A 22510-nucleotide genomic window follows, 5' to 3' on the forward strand; every position below is an offset into this window, starting at 1 on the left:
GGGAGCGGTGAACAAGGACGAGAGTGGGCCCATGAGTGACTAGGGTCACGATTGTGTTCATTGAGTTCTGCGCGCGACGAGCCCTTGCGTGGCGGTTCGGCGAGCAGTTTCCTCCGGTATGCCGGTGAGCGCACCTCGGTGGCTCACCGCACCGGGGCGGTGGAGCGTGGCAGCGCAGACCTTCGCGTTGCAGGTTCTCGTCGCACTGCTCGTGGTGGGGGTCGGGACGGTGGCCGCGTACGCGCAGGCGCAGCGGGCTGGGACCCGGGAGGCAACCGCTCGCGCGACGGCGGTGGCTGAGACCGTCGCGAGCACGCCAACGGTGGTGGCTGCCGTACCGGACGGTGACCGCGCGCGGGTGCTGCCGGACTTCGCTGACGTGGTGCAGCGCGAGACGGACACCGACTTCGTGGTGATCATGAGCCCGACCGGGATCCGCTACAGCCACCCTGACCGCTCCCAGATCGGTGGGCAGTTCCTGGGGCACATCGCCGCGGCCCAGGCCGGTGGGACCGTCGTCGAGGACTACACAGGGACGCTCGGCCCGTCGCGCCGCGTGGTGGTGCCGGTGGTGGGCAGCGACCGCCACACCGTCATCGGACTGGTGGCCGTCGGGATCAGGAAGACGGCGGTCAGCGAGCGACTTCGCTCGCAGCTGCCGGCCCTGCTGCTGGCCGGTCTCGCGGCCGCGCTGCTCTGCGGCCTGGGGACGGCCCTGGTGGCTCGCCGGATCCGCCGCCAGACCCACGGCCTCGGCGAGCGACAGCTGCAGGAGATGGTCGAGTACTACGACGCGGTGCTGCACGCCGTGACCGAGGGGCTGCTGCTCACGGACCTCGACGGGCGGCTCCGGCTCGCCAACGACGAAGCGGTCCGGCTGCTGGGCCTGCCCGACGACGCCCGCGGCCGGCCGGTGTCCGAGCTGGGCCTGTCCGCGCCGCTGCTGGCCGCGCTCACTGACACCGAGCCGCGCGCGGACGAGCTGCACGTCACCTCGGCCCGGGTCCTGGTCCTCAACAAGGCCCGGGCCCAGTGGGACGGCCGGGCGCTCGGCTTCGTCGCCACCGTCCGTGACCGCACCGACCTCGAGCACCTGACCGGTGAGCTCGACTCGGCGCGCGGTCTCACCGAGGCACTGCGCTCGCAGGCGCACGAGTCGGCCAACCGACTGCACGCCATCGTGTCGCTCATCGAGCTCGGGCACCCCGACCGCGCCCTCGCCTTCGCCACCGACGAGCTACAGCTGTCCCAGCGGCTCACCGACCGGTTCGTGGGGGCCGTGGCGGAGCCCACGCTGACCGCCCTGCTGCTCGGCAAGGCCGCCCAGGCCAGCGAGCGCGGCATCGACTTCCGGATCGCGGACGACGCCGTCTGGCCGCAGGACGTCGCCCCGGTGCGGGACGTCGTGACCATCGTCGGCAACCTCATCGACAACGCCTTCGACGCGGTCACCGCGGAGTCGGGGGAGCGTCGCGTCGAGGTGTCCTCGCGGATCGAGGACGGCCACGTCGTGCTGAGCGTCGCGGACTCCGGTCCGGGGTTGCCACCCGACGCCGTCGACGAGGCGTTCCGGCGCGGGTTCTCCACGAAGGCGCAGGGAAGCGCTGGGCGCCGTGGCATCGGGCTGGCCCTCGTGGCGCAGTCGGTGGCGCGGCTCGACGGCCTCCTCGAGGTGTCGGGCCCGCCCGGTGCCCGGTTCACCGTGCGGCTGCCGCTGGAGGCGAAAACCCATGCCTGACAACGACATCCCGGACCGTGACCCCCCTGACAAGTCAACCCAGCCCGAGGTTCTCAAGGTGCTCGTCGTCGAGGACGAGCCCGTGGCGTTGGAGGCCCACACGGCATACGTCGAACGGGTGCCCGGCTTCGTCGTCGCGGCCACGGCCGCCACCAGCCACGAGGCGCTGCGCGCCCTGCAGTCCACCCCCGTCGACGTGGTCCTGCTCGACATGAACCTGCCCGACCGCCATGGCCTCGACGTGATCCGGGCGATGCGCGCAGGCGGGCACCAGGCCGACGTCATCGCCGTGACGTCCGCGCGAGACCTCGACGTGGTCCGCGCGGCCGTCTCCCTGGGCGTCGTGCAGTACCTCCTCAAGCCCTTCGTCTTCGCCACCCTGCGCGACCGCCTCGAGGCCTACCGCGCCTACCGCACCCAGCTCGGCGACACCCAGCACCTGTCCACCCAGGCCGAGGTCGACGAGGTCTTCGCCGGGGTGCGGACCAGCACACCCACGGCGCTGCCCAAGGGGATGAGCGAGGACCTGCTGGCGCGGGTCACCCGGGCGCTGCGGGACTCGGCCACCGGGCTGTCCGCGAGCGAGCTCGGGGAGGCCGTCGGCGTGAGCCGGGTGACCGCACGCCGCTACGCCGAGCACCTCTCGGACAGCCGCCTCGCCGTCCGCACCCAGAGGTATGCCGGTGCCGGACGTCCCGAGGTGGAGTACCGCTGGGTGGGCTGACCGCTCGAGCCCACCCCTGACATCCGAGTCGTTGAAGGATCTGCCACGCCAGGACGTGGCAGATCCTTCAAAGACTCCCAGCGCCTGGCCGGATCAGTCGCGCTGTCAGCCGTCGAGCGCCTTGAGCAGGGCGATGTTGAAGGAGAGGTCGTCGCGGTCCCCGGCGGCCCAGCCGGCCTGCATGGCGGTGTGGACGTAGGTCCAGGCCAACGCCTCGTCCTCGTCGATCCCGGCCGCCTCGCAGCAGATCTCCAGCCGGCGCCGGACGAGGTAGCGAAAGGCCGAGCTGGTCCCCAGCTCTTCGGTGCGGTTGCGCAGCAGGGGCTGGATCTCGAAGCCCGGATGTCCTGCCATCGCGTGCGGGTCGATGGCCAGCCAGTCGGGCCGTCCCGACCCCGGCAGGCTCGCGAGGACGTTGCGGTAGTGCAGGTCGGTGTGCACGAGGGTGGCGTCGCAGGACGGGTCGGCCGTGAGGTCGCGCACCAGCCCGGAGACCCGCTCGAGCATGCGCCGGGGGAGTACGCCCTCGGCGGCCTCGAGCTTGGCCACCTGGTCGCGGGCGAACTCGGACAGTGGGCGAAGTCCATGTGGCGCAGGGACGTTCAGCTCACGCAGCAGCTCACCGGTGACCTGGCAGGCGGAGTCGATGTCGAGTGAGTCCAGGTCGCGGGTCGGGTCGAGGGCCTCGAGGAGCAAGGCTCCTCGGCCCGGGTCTGCCGCCACCAGCCGGACCGCACCACGGCCGTCCCAGTGCCTCAGTACGAGCGGCTCGTCGCGGGCCTCGATGTGTGGCCAGACCAGCTTGAGGGCGAACCGTTCGCCGTCCCGGCTGACGGGCAGCACGACGGCGGTCCAGCCGGTGGCTCCCGGGCCCAGTGGCTCGAGTCCCCAGTCGTCGAGCACCGCGGCCAGCAGGCGCGGCAGGCGTGCGGACCAGTCGGCACCGGACGGCCCGTCGACAGCGCCGTCCTGGACGGAGAAGCGGTGGACGAAGTCACGGAACTGCTCGGGGACCAGCGGTGCGACGTCCTCGGGACGGGTCACGTGAGTCCGGGGAAGGCCGAGAGCTTGACACCCCACTGCGAGGCGAGGACCTCGGTGTCGCCCAAGCACTGGACCAGGGCGCCGAGCGGGCCGAGGTCGCCCCCGGTGGAGCCCAGGTCCCGGGCGATCGAGGCGCGCAGCTCGGTGAGCACCTGGGCAGCCAGCGTGCGCGCCGACGCGGCGGTGGTCACCGGGAAGGGCAGTGGGTACCCCAGGTCGGGTGGTCCGGCCGACCTCCCGGCCAGCGACTCCTGGTCGTGGGCCCGCGACTCCAGGGCCGCGAGTGTCGTCAGCGCCAGCGTGTGCTGGGCCCCGGAGGGTGACTGTGCTGCGACGACCTCGAAGGCGTAGACGGCCGCCCGCGTGCTGTCGAGGTAGGACGCCGCCAGGGACGGGGCCGACCAGTTCGGTTCCGTCCAGGTCACCGGGACGCCCAGCAGGGTCGCCGCGGCGGCCCGCTGGGCCAAGACGCTTCCGATGAGCGGGACCGCCGTCGGTGACACGGTCGCCAGCGACGCGATCGCCGTCGGTCCCAGGTCGCTCGCCTCGGCGGCGGCCAGGCCCTTGGGGCCCTGGACCGACGGTGCGGTGCTGGCCGAACCGGTGGAGCCTCCCGACGGCGTTGCCGAACCACCCGTCGCCGAACCCGTCGCCGCACCCGTCGCCGAGCCGGTCGCCGTGCCCGTCGTCGAGGCGGATGGGGCGGCTGCGGCGGTGTCCAGCACCTTGCGGGGGACCCCGAGCCGCAGGAGCTCCGACTCCAGCACCGCCACCTGTCGGCGGTGCAGGGCGGCCACTCGCGCAGGCACCCCGTTGGCGGGTCCGCCCACCGAGGTCGCCCGGTCGGCCAGGTCGTCACTGTGCCGCCACAGGGCCAGCAGGAACGACTCACCCGGGATGGGCTGCCGGGTGGGGATGAGGGGGATCCGCGGTGCATCGTCCTCGAGCCGGATCCCGCAGGCAGCCAACGACATTGCCGCCACGGCGCCGAACCCCAGGGTGAGCACGCCACGCCGGCTGGGGCACGGCGGCATAGCGGGGTCGTCCTGGGGCATGCGCCGATCATGGCATGCCAGTTGGTGCGGGCATGCGGCCCACTCACGGCGCCGATAGAGTGGAGTCGCACGGCCCCCAAACTTCAGAGAGGACGAGTCCATGAGCGTCAAGGAACAGATTCGTCCCGCCGTCGAGGGCCCCCTGCGCGACCTGGGTCTGCTGGTCGAGGACGTCGCCGTGACGCCCGCCGGCAAGCGCCGCCTCGTCCGCATCTGGATCGACCGGATCCTCGACGGCACCGGTGACACGACCGCCGTCACGCCCCCGCTCACCCTCGACGAGGTGGCCGACGCCACCCGAGCCGTGAGCGACGCCCTCGACGAGACCGGCGCGATGGGCGAGCAGCCCTACACCCTCGAAGTCGGCTCGCCAGGCATCGACCGGCCACTCACCGAACCGCGCCACTTCCGGCGCAACGTCTCGCGGCTGGTCACCATCACCCCGTTGGAGGGGCCCGCCGTGACCGGCCGGATCACCTCCGCCGGCGAGTCGGGCATCACCCTCGACGTGCCGGGCGCCAAGCAGGAGCCGGCGCAGTCCGTGGACGTGGCGTATGCCGACGTGTCCAGGGCCGCCGTGCAGGTCGAGTTCTCGAGACCGGCCAGCGACGACGACAACTCTGAGGAGAACTGACATGGACATCGACCTGGCTGCACTGAGGGCGCTGGAGCGCGAGCGCGACATCTCCCTCGACATCCTCATCCCCGCCATCGAGCAGGCACTCCTCGTCGCCTACCACCGCACCGACGGTGCCTACCGGGCCGCGCGGGTCGAGCTCGACCGCAAGACCGGGCACGTCATCGTCTGGGCCAAGGAGGAGATCGAGCAGCCCGAGCCCGAGCGCGCGGAGTCCGACGAGGAGACCGACGAGCCGCCGGCACCGACCGAGCGCGTCCCCCGTGAGTACGGACCGGAGTTCGACGACACCCCGACCGGTTTCGGCCGGATCGCGGCCTCCACCGCCCGGCAGGTCATCGTCCAGCGGCTGCGCGACCTCGAGGACGACGCGATCATGGGTGACTTCAAGGGGCGCGAGGGCGATGTCGTCGCCGGCGTCATCCAGCAGAGCCCCGACCCGCGCGTCGTGACCGTCGACTTCGGCACCGTCGAGGGAATCCTCCCGCTGGCTGAGCAGGTGCCGGGGGAGAAGTACATCCACGGCGAGCGGCTGCGCTGCTTCGTGGTGTCGGTGCGACGTGGACCCAAGGGCCCGCAGATCGGCCTGTCGCGCACCCACCCCAACCTGGTCCGCAAGCTGTTCGCCCTCGAGGTGCCCGAGATCGCCGACGGTTCCGTCGAGATCGCTGCGCTCGCCCGGGAAGCCGGCCACCGCACCAAGATCGCCGTGCACTCCAAGGTCGCCGGGCTCAACGCCAAGGGCGCCTGCATCGGTCCGATGGGCGCCCGCGTGCGCGCCGTGATGACCGAGCTGCACGGGGAGAAGATCGACATCGTCGACTTCTCCGAGGACGCCCGCACCTTCGTGGCCGCGGCCCTGTCGCCCTCACGGGTGCAGTCGGTGCAGATCGTCGACCCCACGCTGCGTTCGGCACGCGTGATCGTGCCCGACTACCAGCTGTCGCTGGCCATCGGCAAGGAGGGGCAGAACGCCCGGCTGGCCGCCAAGCTGACCGGCTGGCGGATCGACATCCGCCCCGACACCGCCCCCGTCGAGGTGTCCTCCGCAGGTGCGGATGACGCTGCCGATCGGCAGTAGGGGCTAGACTGGTGGGGACCGACCGGACTGGACTCCGGCCAGTGGCATCGAGCACCACCCTCCACACCCCGCACGGGCAACCGACCCGGACGTGTGTGGGATGCCGCGGGACGGATAGCCGGTCGGCACTCCTGCGAGTGGTCGCGGAGACGGATGAGACCGGAGCGATTCGGCTGACTCCTGACCTGCGGCGTTGCCTGCCGGGGCGCGGCGCTTGGCTGCATCCCACGGGTGACTGTCTTGAGCAGGCCCTGCGCCGTCGGGCGTTCGGTCGCGCGCTGCGTGTCAGCGCCGCCCCGGATCCGGCAGCGGTGACGGCATACGTCCAGGACCTGGGCACGACCACGAGCCAGGCAGTGCACGAAAAACAACCACCCTCAGCCTGAGGGAACCGTCCGTGTCCATGGGACCAGCTCGACCCATGGAAACCGGCTGCAGTCATTAACCGAGAGTGGGTTTGACGCTGATGAGCACCCGATGAGAACTCAGCAATGAGCTTCCCCCAGCCTTAACGACGGTCCGCGCCTGTCACCTGACATCACGGACCAGGAACAGGAGAAACGTGGCTAAGGTCCGTGTAAGCGCGCTCGCCAAAGAGCTCGGCACCGACAGCAAGACCCTGATCGCTCACCTGAACAGCATTGGTGAGTACGTCAAGACCGCCAGCTCGACGATTGAAGCCCCCGTCGTCCGCAAGGCGACCGAGACATTCCCCGAGGACCTCAAGAAGGCTCCCGCCAAGAAGGCTGCAGCGAAGCCGGCCGGTCCGGCCGCTCCCGCGGCGCCTGCTGCACCGTCCGCCCCTGTGGTGGTCCCGGCTGCTGCGGCCTCGGCTCCGGCAGCACCCGCTCCGGTGGCCGCTCCTGCGGCTCCCGAGCCGGCCGCCCCGGCCGCAGCTGCACCCGCTAGCCCGGCTCCGGCCGCGCCCGCCGCCGTGGAGGCTCCCGCCGCCCGGGCCGACGTGCAGTCCGCCCGTGACGGTGGCCAGCAGGGTCCCGGCGTGCCGGCGTCCCCGCGTCCCGGCAGCACCCCGCGTCCCGGTGCCTCCGCGCCGGGCGCTCCCCGCCCCGGCGCACCGCGCCCCGGCAACAACCCGTTCGCGCCCAGCCAGGGCATGCGCACCGGCCGTGAGGGTGGCCCCCGCGAGGGTGCTCCTCGCGAAGGTGCCCCTCGCGAGGGTGCGCCCCGTGAGGGTGGCGGTCGCGACAACGCCCGTCCGGGCAACAACCCGTTCGCGCCCAGCCAGGGTATGCCGCGTCCGCAGAGCCGTCCCGGTGCTGCCGGTCCGCGCCCCGGCGGCACGGCCGGCCCCGGTGGGCCCCGTCCCGCCGGTGCCCGTCCCAGCCCCGGCATGATGCCCGACCGCAGTGCGGTCGGGCGTCCCGGTGACCGTCCCGCCCGTGGTGGCGCTCGTGGCCCTGGCGGCCCCGGCGGTGCCGGCGGCGGTCGTGGACCCGGTGGTCCCGGAGGCCCCGGTGGCCCCGGTGGTGGCGGCGGTTTCGCCGGTCGCCCCGGTGGCGGTGGCTTCCGTGGTGGTGCCGGTCGCGGCTCGACCGCGGGTGCCTTCGGTCGCGGTGGTGGCCGCCCCGTGCGTGGACGCAAGTCCAAGCGTGCGAAGCGCCAGGAGTTCGAGCAGATGCAGGCCCCGTCGCTGGGAGGCGTCACCGTCCCCCGCGGCAACGGCACGACCCTCATCCGGGTCCGCCGCGGCTCGTCGCTGAGCGACTTCGCCGACAAGATCAACGCCAACCCCGGTGCACTCGTGACGGTGCTCTTCCACCTCGGCGAGATGGCCACGGCCACCCAGTCGCTGGACGAGGACACCTTCAAGCTGCTCGGTGCCGAGCTCGGCTACAACATCGAGGTCGTCTCCCCCGAAGAGGAGGAGAAGGAGCTCTTCGACGCCTTCAACATCGACCTGGAGACGGGTATCGAGGGTGAGGACGACGAGGACCTGCAGGCCCGTCCGCCGGTCGTGACCGTCATGGGTCACGTCGACCACGGAAAGACCCGCCTGCTCGACGCGATCCGCAACGAGGACGTCGCCGGTGGCGAGTCCGGTGGCATCACCCAGCACATCGGTGCCTACCAGGTGCACAAGATGCACGAGGGCGTCGACCGTCCGATCACCTTCATCGACACCCCGGGCCACGAGGCGTTCACCGCCATGCGTGCCCGTGGTGCCAAGGTGACCGACATCGCGATCCTCGTGGTCGCCGCCGACGACGGCGTCATGCCGCAGACCATCGAGGCGCTCAACCACGCCCAGGCTGCGGACGTGCCGATCGTGGTCGCGGTCAACAAGATCGACGTCGAGGGTGCCAACCCGGCCAAGGTGCGTCAGCAGCTGACCGAGTACAACCTGGTCGCCGAGGAGTACGGCGGCGAGACCATGTTCGTCGACGTCTCGGCCAAGGCCGGGCAGAACATCGACGCCCTCCTCGAGGCCGTCCTGCTCACCGCCGACGCCGCGCTCGACCTGCGTGCCAACGCCGACCGCGACGCCCGTGGTGTCGCGATCGAGGCCAACCTCGACCGTGGCCGTGGCGCCACTGCCACCGTGCTGGTCCAGGCCGGAACGCTGCACGTCGGTGACGCCATCGTCACGGGCTCGGCCTACGGCCGGGTCCGTGCGATGCTCGACGAGCACGGCAACAACCTCACCGAGGCGGGTCCGTCCCGTCCGGTGCAGGTGCTCGGTCTCTCCTCGGTCCCGCGCGCCGGTGACACCTTCGTGGTGGCCCCGGACGACCGCACGGCCCGTCAGATCGCCGAACGTCGTGAGTCCGCGGACCGGCAGGCCTCGCTGGCCAAGGCCCGCAAGCGCATCTCGCTCGAGGACCTCACCGAGGCCCTCGCAGCAGGCAAGGTCGAGACCCTCAACCTCATCCTCAAGGGTGACGTGTCCGGTTCCGTCGAAGCCCTCGAGGACGCGCTGCTCCAGATCGACGTGGGCGACGAGGTCGACCTGCGGATCATCGACCGCGGCGTCGGTGCGATCACGATGAACAACATCAACCTCGCCATGGCGTCCAGCGCCGTGATCATCGGCTTCAACGTCCGGGCCGAAGGCCAGAACGCTGACTACGCCGAGCGCGAGGGCGTCGAGATCCGCTACTACTCGGTGATCTACCAGGCCATCGAGGAGATCGAGGCGGCCCTCAAGGGCATGCTCAAGCCGGAGTTCGAGGAGGTGGAGCTCGGCACCGCCGAGATCCGCGAGATCTTCCGCTCCAGCAAGTTCGGCAACATCGCCGGTTCCATCGTGCGCAGCGGTGAGATCAAGCGTGGCACCCGGGCCCGGATCACCCGTAACGGTGTGGTCGTGTCCGAGAACATCGAGATCGCTGGTCTGCGCCGGTTCAAGGATGACGTCACCGAGGTCCGCGAGGGCTTCGAGTGCGGCATCAACCTGGGGTCGTACAACGACCTCCAGATCGAGGACCTGATCAGCACCTACGAGATGCGCGAGAAGCCGCGCGCCTGACGGGTATGCCGTGTGGGCCGGGGGCGGCCGATGGTCGCCCCCGGCCCACCGGCTTCGCCTGAGAGATTGATCCTCACCTACAGCAGCAAGGAGTCCTGCCATGGCTGACGCCGGACGCGCACGCAAGATCGCCGATCGCATCAAGACGCTCATCGCCGCCAACGTCGTGTCGATCGTCAAGGACCCCGACCTGGGTTTCATCACCATCACCGACGTCCGCGTGACCGGTGACCTCCAGCACGCCTCGGTCTTCTACACCGTGTTCGGTGACGAGGTGCAGCGCGCCAAGACGGCTGCGCTGCTGGAGAAGAACAAGGGACGGCTGCGGTCCTTTGTCGGCCAGCAGATCCAGATCCGGCTGACCCCGAGCCTGGACTTCTTCGCCGACGCGATCCCGGAGACCGCGGCGCACATGGAGGACCTCCTGCGCGAGGCCAAGGAACGTGACGAGGCCGTGGCAGCGGCTGCCGCCGGGGCCAAGTACGCCGGCGACGCCGACCCCTACCGCAAGCCCGAGCCCGAGGACGACGACACCGATGCCGATGGCGTCCCTGGGGACGGCACCGAGGACACCGGCGCGGATGCCCGCGCCTGACGGCCTGCTCGTCGTCGACAAGCCGGCCGGCTGGACCAGCCACGACGTCGTCGGGCGGACCCGGCGGTTGTGCGCCACCCGCAAGGTCGGCCACGCCGGCACGCTCGACCCGATGGCCACCGGTGTCCTGGTGCTGGGGATCGGGCGGGCCACCCGGCTGCTGACCTTTCTGGTCGGCTGCGACAAGGACTACACCGCCACGATCCGGCTCGGGCAGCGCACCATCACCGACGACGCCGAGGGCGAGGTCACCGCGTCCACGGCCGCAGACGGCGTCACCACCGAACAGCTGCAGGCGGCCGTCGGCCGGCTCACCGGCGACATCCAGCAGGTCCCGAGCTCCGTCTCGGCCATCAAGGTCAAGGGTGAGCGTTCCTACGCCCGGGTCCGGGCGGGCGAGGACGTCGAGCTGCCCCCTCGCCCCGTGACGGTCAGCCGGTTCGACGTCCTGGCCACCCGCGCAGGCGACGTGGACGGCATACCCGTGCTCGACGTGGACGTCGAGGTGACGGTGAGCTCCGGCACCTACGTCCGCGCGCTGGCTCGCGACCTCGGCGACACGCTCGGTGTCGGGGGTCACCTCACCGCGCTGCGCCGCACGCGCGTCGGCGCGTTCACGCTCGACCAGGCGCACGACCTCGAGTCGCTCGGCGCCCTCGGTGACCCCGAGCAGATCCCCGTCACCCTCCTCGCCGACGCCGCCCGCGCCCAGTTCACGGTGCGCGAGCTGACCGACGCCGAGACCACGGCGGTGGGCTACGGCCAACGGGTCGACTCGGCGCAGGAGGGGCGCATCGACCCGGTCGCGGCCTTCGCGCCGGACGGCCGCCTCGTCGCCATGCTCGACGAGTCGGGCCACAAAGCCAAGGGGCACGTCGTGTTTGCCCCGGCGGGTTCGTAGAGTGTCCTCCGTGCACCGCTGGACCGACCCCTCACAGACGCCCGAGAGCCTGCGCTCCTCGGTCGCCACCTTCGGCAACTTCGACGGCGTCCACCTCGGCCACCGAGCCGTCCTCGCGCGGCTGCTCGCCGAGGCGAGCGAGCGTGGGCTGCCCAGCGTCGCGGTCACCTTCGACCCGCACCCGGCGACGATCTTCCACCCGGAGACCCTCGAGCTGATCGCGCCCGGTCGGCTGCGCGACGAGCTGCTCGAGACGACCGGGATCGACGGCCTGCTCGTCCTCGACTTCACGCAGGAGTTCGCGCAGCAGACCGCCGAGGAGTTCATCGTCCACACCTTCGTCGAGACGCTCGGGGTCAAGGCCATCGTCGTCGGCGAGGACGCCCGGGGGTTCGGCCGCGGCTACACCGGTGACGTCTCGACGCTCACCGCCCTGGGAGAGGAGCACGGTTTCGACGTCGTAGTCCTCGACGACCTCGGCAACGGCGAGCGCTGGTCCTCCTCCGCCGTGCGTCGCCACCTCGCTGCCGGCGAGATGGCGGGGGCGTCCGCGATCCTGGGGCGTCCGCACCGCATGACCGGCACCGTCGTCCACGGCGCCCACCGGGGGCGCGAGCTGGGCTACCCGACCGCCAACCTCGCGACCGACTCGCTGGGCCTCATCCCCGCAGACGGGGTGTATGCCGGGTGGCTCACCCGGGTGGCCAAGCCCACCGACGACCCGGAGCGGACCCTGCCGGCGGCGATCTCGGTAGGCACCAACCCGACCTTCGACGGCACCCTGCGGACCGTTGAGGCGTACGTCCTCGACCGGACCGACCTCGACCTCTACGACGAAGAGGTCACCGTCGAGTTCGTCGAGCACATCCGTCCCACCCTGCGCTTCGACTCCGTCGAGGAGCTGCTCGAAGCCATGGCCGGGGACATCGAGAAGTGCCGACAGGTCCTCGCCTCGATCGTCCCGTCCTGACGGGCAGGTCCCGCAACGGCGGGATCTGGTCCAGGGCGAGCGGCGGTGCGGCGCTGTGGACCCGCAGCGACTGGGGACTGGTCGTCGCGGCCCTCGGGCTGTCGCTGATCGGCGCCCTTCTCGTGTGGTCCGCCACCCGGCACCAGTCGGGGTCCGCCTACCTGGTGCGGCACCTGTTCAACACGGTGCTGGGGGTGGCCCTCGCGGCAGTAGTGACCCGGACCGGCTACCAGCTGCTGCGAGCCATGGCACCACTGCTCTACCTCGTGTCGGTCGCGGGGCTCGTGCTGGTGCTGACGCCGGTCGGGTCCACGGTCAACGGCTCGCACTCGTGGATCCTGCTGCCGGGCGGCTTCTCGGTGCAGCCGTCGGAGTTCGCCAAGGTGGCCCTGTGCCTCGGTCTGGCGATCATCCTGGGGGAGCGGATCGACCGTCAGGCCCAACCTGGGAGGCGTGACCTGCTGGCGGCCGTCCTCGTGGCGGCCGTGCCGATCGGGCTCGTGATGCTCCAGCCAGACCTCGGCTCGGCGCTGGTGCTCGGCGCGCTCGCCTTCGGTGTCCTCGCGGTCGGGGGCACACCCAAACGCTACCTCGCGGCCGCAGCGGCGCTCGTGGCGGCTGGTGTCGTCGTCGCGCTCAGCACCCCCGTCCTCAGCGCCTACCAGCGCGACCGGCTGACTGCCTTCGCGAACCCGCAGGCCGACCCCCAGGGGATCGGCTACCAGACCCGCCAGGTGCGCATCGCGATTGGCTCCGGGGGATGGCAGGGCCAGGGGCTGTTCGAGGGTCACCAGACCCAGGGCGGGTTCATCCCCTACCAGCAGACCGACTTCGTCTTCTCGGTCGCGGGGGAGGAGCTGGGCTTCCTGGGGGCTGCCGGCCTGCTGCTGCTCCTGGGTTTCGTCGTGCTGCGGGCCGTGCTGGTCGCAGCCCGTGCGCAGGACGCGTTCGGGCGGCTGATGGCGTCCGGCGTCGCCGTCTGGTTCCTGTTCCAGGTCTTCGAGAACGTCGGGATGAACCTCGGCATCACGCCGGTCACGGGTCTCCCGCTGCCCTTCCTGTCCTACGGCGGGTCCTCGATGTTCGCCTGCTGGTTGGCGGTCGGGCTGGTCAACAACGCCCACCTGGCCGCGCGGCGGCGCTGAGCCGCGCGGCATACCCTCGCCGCACCCGATCGCCGTCCAACCGTTTGGCCACAATCACCCTCGTTCACCCCCGTTGGCCCCCTGTGCATGGCACTATCCCCGGCAACCCCTGTACCGAGCCGAGGAAGGTCGATGTCGACTCAAACCCCCCAAGCCACCCGCACGAACCTGCGTTCCACGAACGAGCGCGTGAACACCACCGTGCTGGACGAGCGTCCGGCCACCGTGGCCCACCTGTTCCGTGACCGGGTGGCCAAGTCGCCCCAGGCCGAGGCGTTCCGTTTCGCCGAAGACGACTCCTGGTCGTCGGTCACCTGGACGCAGGTGCGCGAGCGCGCCTACCGCCTTGCGGCCGGGTTGATCGCCCTGGGCGTCAAGCCGGAGGACCGGGTCGCCATCGCGTCGTCGACGCGCTACGAGTGGGCCCTGACCGACCTCGCGGTGATGTGCGCCGGTGGCGCCACGACGACGATCTACCCGACGACGATCGCCCCGGACGTCGCCTACATCCTGGCCAACTCGGGCAGCGTGGTCGTGTTCGCCGAGGACGACGAGCAGGTCGCCAAGCTGTGGGAGCGCCGCATCGACCTGCCGGAGATCACCCGCGTGGTGACCATCGACGGCACCTCCGACGGCGAGTGGGTGATCAGCCTCGACGAGCTCGAGCAGATGGGCGTCGAGCTGCTGACGACCAACTCCTCGGCCGTCGACGACCGCATCGACGCGCTCACCAAGGACCAGCTCGCCACGATCATCTACACCTCGGGCACGACCGGCCGTCCCAAGGGCGTCCGCCTCACCCACGACGCCTGGACGTACGAGGCGGCCGCGGTCGACTCGATCGGCATCCTCAATCCCAGCGACCTGCAGTACCTCTGGCTGCCGCTGGCGCACGTCTTCGGCAAGGTGCTCCTCACGCTGCCCCTGCAGGTGGGCTTCCCGACGGCCATCGACGGTCGCGTCGACAAGATCGTCGACAACCTCGCCGTCGTCCAGCCGACCTTCATGGGGGCTGCGCCGCGCATCTTCGAGAAGGCCTACGGCCGGATCACGACGATGGTCGCGACCGAGGGTGGCGTGAAGGCCAAGCTCTTCGCCTGGGCCACCGGCGTCGGCGCCAAGGTCGCCGAGATGCGCGCGCGGGGCGAGGAGCCGACCGGCATGCTCGCCCGTCAGCACGCTGTGGCCGACAAGCTGGTCCTGCACAAGGTCCGGGCTCGGTTCGGTGGCCGGATCCGGTTCTTCATCTCCGGGTCTGCCGCGCTCAACAAGGACATCGCCACCTGGTTCGACTCGGTCGGGCTGGTCATCCTGGAGGGCTACGGCCTCACCGAGACCAGCGCGGCGTCGTTCGTCAACCGCCCCGCCAGCAACTCGATCGGGACCGTCGGCTGGGCACTGCCCGGCACCGAGGTCCAGATCGCCGAGGACGGCGAGGTGCTGCTCCGCGGCCCAGGCGTCATGGAGGGCTACCACAACAAGCCCGAGGACACCGCTGAGGCCAAGGACGCCGACGGCTGGCTGCACACCGGTGACATCGGGGTCCTCGACGACAACGGCTACCTCAAGATCACCGACCGGAAGAAGGACTTCTTCAAGACGTCCGGTGGCAAGTACGTCGGGCCGTCGCTGATCGAGTCGACGTTCAAGGGCCTGTGCCCCTACGTCAGCCAGTTCATGGTCTACGGCTCGGACCACAACTTCGTCACGGCCCTGGTCACCCTCGACCCGGACGCGATCAAGGAGTGGGCGGACCTGCACGGCGTCACGGGCAACTACCGCGCGATCGTCACGTCTCCCGAGGCCCGCGACATGGTGCAGGTCTATGTCGACAACCTCAACGTCAACCTCAACCGGTGGGAGCAGATCAAGAAGTTCACGATCCTCGACCACGACCTCACGATCGAGGACGGCGACCTCACCCCCAGCATGAAGCTGCGCCGCAAGGCCGTCAGCGAGAAGTACAAGGAGACGCTGGACGCGCTCTACACCGGCTGATCCCGACCGGCCAGAACCGGCCGGCACCGGTCGCCCGGCGCCGGCCGGTGGACCGGGTCGGGCCGCCGCGACATCAGGGCGGGTCGGCGACGAGGGGCACGAAGCGGTACCACCCGTGCTCCTCGACCGCCGGCCCGCTCTCGCGTGCCACCACCCGCAGCATCCGCCCGGCCACCGGGATGACCAGCACACCGTGCGGCGCCAGCTGCGCGACCAGCTCGTCCGGCAGCGCGGGTGCCTGCGCCGACACCAGGATCCGGTCGAACGGCCCGTATGCCGCGTGGCCCAGCTGGCCGGGCACGGCCCGTTCGACGTGCGCCCACGGCATACGCGCCGCGGTGAGGTTGGCGGCGCCGAAGGTGACAAGGTCGGGGATCCGCTCCACCCCGGTGACCCGACCCGTCGGGCCGGTCAGGTGGGCAAGCAGAGCCGTGGACCAGCCCGACCCTGACCCGACATCGAGGACGCGGTCCCCGGGCCGGACGTCGAGCAGCTCCAACATCTGACGGACCGTCGTCGGTTGGCTGTTCGTCTGGCCGTGGCCGATCGACAGCGGCGCGTCGCGACCGCTGTGGGGTCGTTGGTCGGGCTGCAGGAAACCCTTGCGCGGCAACGCCTCCATCGCCGCAGCCACTCGTTCGGCCGTGCTCGGCACCTGTCCATTATCGCGTGGCTGAGGCGCTCAGTGCTGCGCGGGCCGGGTGCTGACGGCGGTCGAGGCGTGGTGGCTCGTCGGTGCCGGGTCGGGACCCGCGCCGATCCAGTGGGCCGATGCGGCCAGGGCCAGCAACAGCCCGAAGGTGGCGATGATCCGGACCGAGGAGGCGCGCATGCCCGGCAGGCTAGGGCCAGAGTCTGGGTGCGCCCTGAACGGGTTCGTTCTCAGTGAACTCCCAGCAGCAGATCCGCATCCTTGCAGCAACCCGTCGCAGGCTGTGCCCATGGCTCGGTGGCGGGGCCAGTTCGGAGGTGTCCCATGCCGCTGTTGGGGTGGCCCCTGCTGTTGACGCTCGGCCTCGCGACCGTCCTCGCGACTGTCCTGGTGCTCGTGCTCTGGTCCCGCGTTCGGGGTCCCGCCCCTGCCCGGGTGGGGCAGCGGCTCGCACTGGTGCTGACTGGTCAGCTGACCGCAGTGCTGCTGGTCGCGGCGGTCCTGAACAACTACGGGTTCTTCTACGGATCGTGGTCAGACCTGTTGGGCACCTCAGCCCCCCGTGCTGCTGTCGCCCAGACTGGTGCAGCCCGGCCCGTCGGGCGCCACCGCGTGCTGGCCCTCGAGGCCACCCGGGGGACCTCACTCGCGGGCGTCGACTCATGGTCCACGCCGGCGCAGTGGGCCACGCGGGGGCGGGTGGAGTCCTTCACGCTCTCGGGAGGGCACAGCGGAATGTCCGAACCGGCCGCGGTCTACCTGCCCCCGCAGTACTTCCAGCCGGCTTACGCGCGGACCGTGTTCCCGGCCGTCGAGGTGTTCACCGGATACCCCGGCACGACGCGGGCGCTGGTCTCGCGGATGAAGTACCCGAATGTCCTGCTGTCACAGATCGAGGCGCACCGTTCGCGGCCGATGGTGCTGGTGATGCTGCGACCGACGGTGGCGCCACCGCGGGACACCGAGTGCACGGATGTCCCGGCGGGGCCGCAGACGTTGACCTACTTCGGTGAGGATGTTCCGAGGACCGTGTCCCAGGACCTACGCGTCATGCCCGTGGGTTGGGGGGCGATGGGTGACTCCACTGGCGGCTACTGCGCCGCCAAGCTGCTGCTGACCCACTCCACGGTCTTCACGGCCGCGGCATCTCTCTCCGGGTACTACCACACGCTCAAGGACGGGACGACCGGCGACCTGTGGGGAGGGTCGCCAATACTGCGCGACCTCAACGACCCGGAATGGCTCGCGGCTCACCAGCCGCAGCCCCCGGTCTCGTTGTTCGCGACGATCGGAACTGCCGAGACCGGCAGCAACGGGATCCGCGACACCCGCAAGTTCGCGGCACTGGTGCATGCACCCATGTCCATGGTGACGCTGGTCGTCCATGGAGGGCACAACTTCGCGACCTGGTCGGCCGTCATGCCGCAGGCGTTGGACTTCCTCTCCGCCCACCTGGCACGCCGACCCGGTGTCGACTGACCGGACGCGTCACCGAGATGTCGGCGGCGCATCGCTGCCGTGTTGCTGCCTGATGGGCGCCGCATGCCGGCGGCGTGGCATCCCCGTCGCGACTGCGTCACCGTGACGTCGCAGCCGCGTCGCGGCTGCGTCACCGTGACGTCACTCAGCGGGCCGCGAGGTCGGCTAGGGTCAGCAGCTGCTTGCGCATCATCACCAGGTCGCCCCAGGGGAGCAGGGCGTTGGACACGGCACCGAGCACCCCACGACGCTCGGGGAACGCGAGCGCCCCGACCAGGCGCGACCCGCGACCATCGGGCTCCACGGCATACGTGATCCACCCGGCCCCGAACAGACGCGTGGGCCCGCCAGGCTTCACCGACAGGGTGAGCCGCGACCGGGTCACGAACTCCTCGAGCTGGAAGATCGTCATGAAGTCCTGGCCCACGGTCAGGTCGGTCAGCCCCGGGGTCAGGTGGCGCGGGCTGCGGCGCCCCCTGTTGTCGAGCAGGTCGTAGGAGTAGGGCGCGACCTGGAGCTGGCACAGCCACGGCCACACCGCATCCGGTGGGGCGGCGCAGGGGACCGCCCTGACCATCCGCAGCCAGCCCGGTCGTAGCCCGTCGTCGCTCGGGTAGTTCCGGTCCCACTCGGCCTGCGTGGCGCCCCAGGCCATCGGGCTGCCGGGCATCGGGCTGCCGGGCCGCGTGTGCCCGGCCGTTCCGTTGGGCGTCCCCATGGCCCCAGTCTTGCTCGTTTTCGGTGGGTGGCGGTGCCGCCGTTACCCTTGTCTCACCATGACCCACACCCTCGGTACCTCCGTCTTCCCGCTGCTCGAGCCGCTGCTCGAACAGGTCAGCAAGCCCATCCAGTACGTCGGGGGCGAGCTCAACTCCACGGTGAAGGACTGGAACTGCGGCGGGCACGGCCCGGACGGCCAGGAGCTGACCACCCGTTGGGCGCTGATGTACCCCGACGCCTACGAGGTAGGGGTGCCCAACCAGGGCGTCATGATCCTCTACGAAGTCCTCAACGAGCGCCCCGATGCGCTGGCCGAGCGCACCTATGCCGTGTGGCCCGACCTCGAGGCGCTGATGCGTGAGCACCAGGTGCCGCAGTTCACCGTGGACGCCCACCGGTCGGTGCGCGACTTCGACGTGCTCGGGCTGTCCTTCTCGACCGAGCTCGGTTACACCAACATGCTCACCGCGCTCGACCTCGCGGGGATCCCGCTGCACGCGGTCGACCGCACCGACGACGACCCGATCGTCGTCGCTGGTGGCCACGCGGCGTTCAACCCCGAGCCGGTCGCCGACTTCGTCGACGCCGCCATCGTGGGCGACGGCGAGGAAGCCGTGCTCGCGGTCACCCACCACATCGGAGCGTGGAAGGCCGAGGGTATGCCGGGTGGCCGGCGCGAGCTGCTGCTGCGCCTGGCCCGCACCGGCGGGGTCTACGTCCCGTCGCTCTACGACGTCTCCTACCTCGCTGACGGGCGGATCCAGCGGGTCGCGCCCAAGGCCGATGCGCCCGGTGTCCCGTGGCGGGTGTCGAAGCACACCGTCATGGATCTCGACGCGTGGCCTTACCCGAAGCAGCCCCTCGTGCCGCTGGCCGAGTCGGTGCACGAGCGGATGTCGGTCGAGATCTTCCGCGGCTGCACGCGCGGCTGCCGGTTCTGCCAGGCGGGGATGATCACCCGTCCGGTGCGCGAGCGCTCGATCACGGGCATCGGTGAGATGGTCGAAAGAGGTCTGGCCGCAACGGGTTTCGAGGAAGTCGGACTGCTGTCGTTGTCGTCGGCGGACCACTCCGAGATCGCCGAGATCGCCAAGGGGCTGGCCGACCGCTACGAGGGCACCCAGACGGGGCTGTCGCTGCCGTCCACCCGCGTCGACGCCTTCAACATCGACCTCGCCAACGAGCTGACCCGCAACGGTCGTCGCTCCGGGCTGACCTTCGCGCCCGAGGGTGGCAGCGAGCGGATCCGCAAGGTGATCAACAAGATGGTGTCCGAGGAGGACCTCATCAAGACCGTCGCCGCTGCGTATGGTGCGGGCTGGCGCCAGGTGAAGCTCTACTTCATGTGCGGGCTGCCCACCGAGACCGACGAGGACGTCCTGCAGATCGCGGACCTTGCCAAGAAGGTCATCGAGACCGGCCGCCAGGTCTCCGGTCGTCGCGACATCCGCTGCACCGTGTCGATCGGTGGCTTCGTTCCCAAGCCGCACACCCCCTTCCAGTGGTGCGCCCAGCTCGGCAACGAGGAGACCGACGCCCGGTTGGCCAAGCTGCGCGAGGCGATCCGCTCCGACCGCCAGTACGGCTCGTCGATCGGATTCCGTTACCACGACGGCAAGCCCGGCATCGTCGAAGGCCTGCTGTCGCGTGGGGACCGCCGCATCGGTCGGGTCATCGAGCAGGTCTGGCGCGACGGTGGCCGGTTCGACGGGTGGAGCGAGCACTTCTCCTTCGACCGGTGGATGAATGCCGCTGACGTGGCGCTGTCCGAGCTGCCCGTTGACGTCGCCTGGTACACCACGCGCGAGCGCGGCGAGACCGAGGTGCTGCCCTGGGACCACATCGACTCCGGGCTCGACAAGGACTGGCTGTGGGCCGACTGGCAGGACGCCCTCGACGAGACCGAGGTCGACGACTGCCGCTGGACCCCGTGCTTCGACTGCGGCGTCTGTCCCCAGATGGGCACCGACATCGAGGTCGGCCCGACCGGCAAGACGCTGCTGCCCCTCACGGTGCTCGGCGCCGGACGCGAAGCCATGCTCGCGGCGAGCGGCACCGCCGACCACCAGCACTGACCCCGGCGGGCCCCGTCGCGGCTCAACCATCGGGTCTTTGAAGGATCCGCCACGTCCTGACGTGGCAGATCCTTCAAAGACTCGGAGCGCCGACTCTCAGGGAACTCACATGAAACCGGTGACATTTGTCATCGGGCAGGGACGCGGACGCGGTGTCGAATGAGACCGCTTCACCTGTGGGCGGCCGAGACCCGGTTGCCTCGGGCAACCCCGTCCCGGAGGTCACATGTCCCGCCTGTCGAGAACCGCCTGCGCCGCACTTGGCGCAGCCGCCCTGGTCACTGCTGCTTCTGCCGGCTCCGCGTTCGCCGCCCCATCCGGGCCGCACGCACTCGCGGGCAGCGTCCCGTCCTGGGCGGTGGCCAAGAACCGCGCCGCCAGCACCGACTCCACCCAGCAGGTGACGTTCCGCGTCTACCTCAACTACCGCGGTGGTGACGCGGCCGCGGCATACGCCAGCTCCGTCTCGACTCCCGGCAGCGCCAACTACAAGAAGTTCCTGACCCCGGCGCAGTTCCGCGCCCAGTTCTCGCCCGAGCAGGCCGACGTCAACAGCGTCTCCGCGTGGCTCAAGAGCCAGGGCTTCTCGGTCGGCACCACCCCTGACAACCGCAAGTACGTCGAGGCGACCGGCACCCTGGCGCAGGCGGCCAAGGCGTTCGACACCTCCTTCGCCGAGTACCGGACAGAGGGCAAGACGGTGCGCGGCAACGCCTCCGCACTCAAGGTCCCGGCCAGCCTCACCGCGGTCGAGGGCGTCGTCGGGCTCGACGAGTCGCAGACCCTGGCCCACCAGGACAAGGTCACGCCCGGCCCGGCGTTGTTCCGCAACGCCCAGCCGATGAGCGACTACTGGGGCCAGAAGACCGTGCAGAACACTCCCACTCCCGATGGCACGCCGCTGCCGGCCTCGCCGAGCGCCTTCGCGCCCAAGGGGTACTCGGGCGCGCAGCTCCAGGGTCTCTACGGCATGACCGGGGCGATCGGCTCCGGCAACGACGGCCACGGCGTGACCGTCGGCATCATCGACGCCTACGCCTCGCCGACGATCCTCCAGGACGCCAACACCTACTCGACCGCGCACGGGCTGCCCTCGCTCAACGGGCACTTCACCCAGGTCGTGGCTCCGGGCACCTACAACCGCCCGGAGAACCCGAAGCAGGACCCGCAGGGCTGGGCCGGTGAGGAGACCCTCGACGTGGAGGCCGTCCACACGATGGCTCCGGGAGCCGACATCACCTACATCGGCGCCCCGAACAACTACCGCGACATGGACGCGATCATGAACAGGGTCGTGGACAAGCACCTCGCGGACATCGTCACCAACTCCTACGGCTACGGCGGTGAGGCCCTTCCGGCCGGCACCATCAAGCCGTCGCTGGACACCCAGATCCAGGCCGCCGCCGAGGGCATCTCGCTCTTCTTCTCTTCCGGTGACAACGCCGACGAGACGGGCGGCGTCGCCGGCACTGCTCCGACGCCGGACTGGCCGGCCTCGAGCCCCTACGTCACGGCGGTCGGTGGCACCAGCGCTGGTGTGTCCCAGTCGAACAGCCGGGTCTTCGAGCTCGGCTGGGAGACGGCCAAGGGCACGCTGAACAAGGCCACGACCTCGTGGAACACCCCCGCCTTCCTCTATGGCAGCGGCGGTGGCACCTCGCGGCTGTTCGCCCAGCCGTCCTACCAGGCCGGCGTGGTTCCCTCGGGCATCTCGCAGACCTACGGCGGCGGCGCGATGCGCTCGGTGCCCGACGTCGCAGCCCTCGGTGACCCGAACACCGGCATGCTCGTCGGAGAGACCCAGACGTTCCCGGACGGGTCGCAGCAGTACTCCGAGTACCGCATCGGCGGCACCTCGCTCGCCTCGCCCCTCTACGCGGGCATGTTCGCCCTGGCCCAGCAGAAGGCGGGCCACGCGTTCGGTCTCGCCAACCCGGTGCTCTACGCGGCAGGTCGCGCCAACAGCATCGACATCACCAAGACCGACATCGCCACCTACCCCGGTGACGTCCGGTCCGACTACGTGAACGGCGTGGACGCCTCTGCGGGCTACGTCTACAGCGAGCGGACCTTCGACAGCGATGCCGCCCTGACCATCCACGTCCGCCCCGGGTACGACGACGTCACCGGCGTCGGCGTCCCCAACGGACAGGCGTGGTTGAACGCGGTCGCCTCCTCCTGACCGCGCGCCGGTGGGTGGGTCCCCTTC

General features: G+C 70.7%; 19 protein-coding genes. 14 read left to right on the plus strand and 5 right to left on the minus strand.

All coding sequences use genetic code 11. The annotated features are described in order from the left end of the window. Positions 1–166: 166 nt before the first annotated feature. A complete protein-coding gene (locus EAH86_RS13815; protein ID WP_241668364.1) occupies positions 167–1738 on the plus strand; it encodes a sensor histidine kinase in 1572 nt (523 codons plus the stop codon). Continuing rightward, the gene (locus tag EAH86_RS13820) at positions 1731–2462 is read left to right on the plus strand and encodes a response regulator (RefSeq protein WP_140741688.1); all 732 of its coding nucleotides are present in this window, start codon (positions 1731–1733) and stop codon (positions 2460–2462) included. Before EAH86_RS13815 ends, EAH86_RS13820 begins: the two co-directional genes overlap by 8 nt. 105 nt (positions 2463–2567) lie before the next feature. On the opposite strand, the gene EAH86_RS13825 is transcribed toward EAH86_RS13820, so the two are convergent. Together EAH86_RS13825 and EAH86_RS13830 are read right to left on the minus strand one after the other, a co-directional pair. Beyond that, positions 2568–3506, minus strand: coding sequence for an aminoglycoside phosphotransferase family protein (locus tag EAH86_RS13825; RefSeq protein ID WP_241668365.1), 939 nt, complete (start codon positions 3504–3506; stop codon positions 2568–2570). Further along, the gene (locus EAH86_RS13830) at positions 3503–4561 is read right to left on the minus strand and encodes a DUF4439 domain-containing protein (RefSeq protein ID WP_140741690.1); all 1059 of its coding nucleotides are present in this window, start codon (positions 4559–4561) and stop codon (positions 3503–3505) included. Before EAH86_RS13830 ends, EAH86_RS13825 begins: the two co-directional genes overlap by 4 nt. Positions 4562–4661: 100 nt before the next feature. Here EAH86_RS13830 and rimP point away from each other — a divergent pair, with 100 nt between their 5' ends. The 9 genes from rimP to EAH86_RS13875 all read left to right on the plus strand — a co-directional run bounded on the left by rimP (position 4662) and on the right by EAH86_RS13875 (position 15375). Next, a complete protein-coding gene (gene rimP, locus EAH86_RS13835; RefSeq protein WP_140741692.1) occupies positions 4662–5195 on the plus strand; it encodes a ribosome maturation factor RimP in 534 nt (177 codons plus the stop codon). A 1-nt stretch (position 5196) separates the two neighbouring features. After that, entirely contained in the window at positions 5197–6279 is a 1083-nt protein-coding gene (nusA, locus tag EAH86_RS13840; RefSeq protein WP_140741694.1) for a transcription termination factor NusA, read from the plus strand. A gap of 95 nt (positions 6280–6374) precedes the next feature. Beyond that, the gene (locus tag EAH86_RS13845; RefSeq protein WP_277752343.1) at positions 6375–6665 is read left to right on the plus strand and encodes a YlxR family protein; all 291 of its coding nucleotides are present in this window, start codon (positions 6375–6377) and stop codon (positions 6663–6665) included. A 176-nt stretch (positions 6666–6841) separates the two neighbouring features. Beyond that, entirely contained in the window at positions 6842–9766 is a 2925-nt protein-coding gene (gene infB, locus EAH86_RS13850) for a translation initiation factor IF-2 (RefSeq protein WP_140741696.1), read from the plus strand. Between the two features lie 100 nt (positions 9767–9866). Continuing rightward, a complete protein-coding gene (gene rbfA / locus EAH86_RS13855) occupies positions 9867–10361 on the plus strand; it encodes a 30S ribosome-binding factor RbfA (RefSeq protein ID WP_140741698.1) in 495 nt (164 codons plus the stop codon). Beyond that, on the plus strand, positions 10348–11262 hold the full coding sequence (truB, locus tag EAH86_RS13860; RefSeq protein ID WP_140741700.1) for a tRNA pseudouridine(55) synthase TruB: 915 nt from the start codon (positions 10348–10350) through the stop codon (positions 11260–11262). The genes rbfA and truB overlap by 14 nt, the downstream gene beginning before the upstream one ends. A gap of 10 nt (positions 11263–11272) precedes the next feature. After that, positions 11273–12232 carry a bifunctional riboflavin kinase/FAD synthetase gene (locus tag EAH86_RS13865; RefSeq protein ID WP_140741702.1) on the plus strand — a complete coding sequence of 320 codons (960 nt, stop codon included), beginning with the start codon at positions 11273–11275 and terminating at the stop codon, positions 12230–12232. Next, entirely contained in the window at positions 12196–13377 is a 1182-nt protein-coding gene (gene rodA, locus EAH86_RS13870; protein WP_140741704.1) for a rod shape-determining protein RodA, read from the plus strand. Before EAH86_RS13865 ends, rodA begins: the two co-directional genes overlap by 37 nt. A 189-nt stretch (positions 13378–13566) precedes the next feature. Continuing rightward, positions 13567–15375, plus strand: coding sequence for a long-chain fatty acid--CoA ligase (locus EAH86_RS13875; RefSeq protein WP_338325250.1), 1809 nt, complete (start codon positions 13567–13569; stop codon positions 15373–15375). A 73-nt stretch (positions 15376–15448) separates the two neighbouring features. Here the strand turns inward: EAH86_RS13875 and EAH86_RS13880 are convergent, their stop codons facing one another. Then, positions 15449–16030, minus strand: coding sequence for a protein-L-isoaspartate O-methyltransferase family protein (locus EAH86_RS13880; RefSeq protein ID WP_241668367.1), 582 nt, complete (start codon positions 16028–16030; stop codon positions 15449–15451). Between the two features lie 27 nt (positions 16031–16057). Beyond that, on the minus strand, positions 16058–16207 hold the full coding sequence (locus EAH86_RS20260) for a hypothetical protein (RefSeq protein ID WP_161988654.1): 150 nt from the start codon (positions 16205–16207) through the stop codon (positions 16058–16060). Positions 16208–16351: 144 nt separating this feature from the next. On the opposite strand from EAH86_RS20260, the gene EAH86_RS13885 reads away from it, so the two are divergent. Continuing rightward, entirely contained in the window at positions 16352–17506 is a 1155-nt protein-coding gene (locus tag EAH86_RS13885) for an alpha/beta hydrolase (RefSeq protein ID WP_140741708.1), read from the plus strand. A gap of 145 nt (positions 17507–17651) precedes the next feature. On the opposite strand, the gene EAH86_RS13890 is transcribed toward EAH86_RS13885, so the two are convergent. After that, entirely contained in the window at positions 17652–18224 is a 573-nt protein-coding gene (locus EAH86_RS13890) for a hypothetical protein (RefSeq protein WP_140741710.1), read from the minus strand. Positions 18225–18282: 58 nt separating this feature from the next. Between EAH86_RS13890 and EAH86_RS13895 the strand changes: the two genes are divergently transcribed. Together EAH86_RS13895 and EAH86_RS20265 are read left to right on the plus strand one after the other, a co-directional pair. Then, complete coding sequence (locus tag EAH86_RS13895) at positions 18283–20301, plus strand: TIGR03960 family B12-binding radical SAM protein (RefSeq protein ID WP_140741712.1); 2019 nt, start codon at positions 18283–18285, stop codon at positions 20299–20301. 226 nt (positions 20302–20527) lie between these two features. Continuing rightward, entirely contained in the window at positions 20528–22483 is a 1956-nt protein-coding gene (locus EAH86_RS20265) for a S53 family peptidase (RefSeq protein WP_161988655.1), read from the plus strand. Positions 22484–22510: the final 27 nt, after the last annotated feature.

The organism is Pedococcus bigeumensis (assembly GCF_006438965.1).
GTDB classification, from domain to species: domain Bacteria; phylum Actinomycetota; class Actinomycetes; order Actinomycetales; family Dermatophilaceae; genus Pedococcus; species Pedococcus bigeumensis_A.